2 tRNA genes and 3 rRNA genes are annotated in these 1,086 nt (G+C 51.4%); all 5 read right to left on the bottom strand.

Going from position 1 to position 1,086, the window contains the following annotated elements:
• Positions 1 to 103: ribosomal RNA gene (locus tag AC1DWB_RS35920) — 23S ribosomal RNA — on the bottom strand; the annotation flags it as partial.
• A 209-nt stretch (positions 104 to 312) separates the two neighbouring features.
• Positions 313 to 388: transfer RNA gene (locus tag AC1DWB_RS35915), tRNA-Ala, on the bottom strand.
• Positions 389 to 482: 94 nt separating this feature from the next.
• Positions 483 to 559: transfer RNA gene (locus AC1DWB_RS35910), tRNA-Ile, on the bottom strand.
• 69 nt (positions 560 to 628) lie between these two features.
• Positions 629 to 745 (bottom strand): 5S ribosomal RNA (gene rrf, locus AC1DWB_RS35905).
• 128 nt (positions 746 to 873) lie between these two features.
• A 16S ribosomal RNA gene (locus AC1DWB_RS35900) occupies positions 874 to 1,086 on the bottom strand; the annotation flags it as partial.

Here is a 1,086-nt window from a genome sequence, read left to right as displayed (position 1 = left end):
ATCAAAGCCTGCTTACGGCTCCCCGAGGCATTTCGTCGTTCGCCACGTCCTTCTTCGGCTCCTAGTGCCTAGGCATCCTCCGTGCGCTCTTACTTGCTTATCCTCGATTTTCCCGAAGGAATATCGTTTCCAAGCTCACAATTGCCACTAGATTGCTCTAGTTCTCGTTATCGTTTCGCTATCCAGTTTTCAAGGAACAAAATGTGTTACATTTGATGCTCACCGTTTTTAGCGGCAAGAGCTATCTTACCACATCCGCTTCCGCGAAGCAACAACATAATTCTTGGAAGTTTCTTGCTATAAGATTGTTTTTGGTGGAGCCAAGCGGGATCGAACCGCTGACCTCCTGCTTGCAAGGCAGGCGCTCTCCCAGCTGAGCTATGGCCCCAAATATACCCCAAAAAGTGAAGCTTAGGCTCCGAGGGTTATTCCGATTACTTTTCGGGGACCCCGGTGTAACTATTATTCACTTAAGGTAACTATGGTGGGCCCTAGTGGACTCGAACCACCGACCTCACCCTTATCAGGGGTGCGCTCTAACCAGCTGAGCTAAGGGCCCTCAAAACTTCACGAAGTGAAGTTACTTCGGAAGCATAATYCCAAAATAAAAACCCACAAAAGTGGGCTCGCTTGGCAACGTCCTACTCTCCCAGGACCCTGCGGTCCAAGTACCATCGGCGCTGGAGGGCTTAACGGTCGTGTTCGGGATGGGAACGCGTGGTTCCCCTCCGCCATCGTCACCAAACGATTTTGTAGAAGGATTACTCCCTCAAAACTGATCAACGAGTGTGCAAGCTAAAACATTTGCTCCGCAAATGTACTACGGAAGCATATGCTGTACCCAGTCCCTACAGGACTGGAAGTACTCCATAGAAAGGAGGTGATCCAGCCGCACCTTCCGATACGGCTACCTTGTTACGACTTCACCCCAATCATCTACCCCACCTTCGGCGGCTGGCTCCCTTGCGGGTTACCCCACCGACTTCGGGTGTTGTAAACTCTCGTGGTGTGACGGGCGGTGTGTACAAGACCCGGGAACGTATTCACCGCGGCATGCTGATCCGCGATTACTAGCAATTCCGACTT

The organism is Paenibacillus sp. P4_E11 (assembly GCF_056401635.1).
Note: the sequence above shows the minus strand (reverse complement) of the source record. Positions and strands in the feature narration are given on the sequence as shown.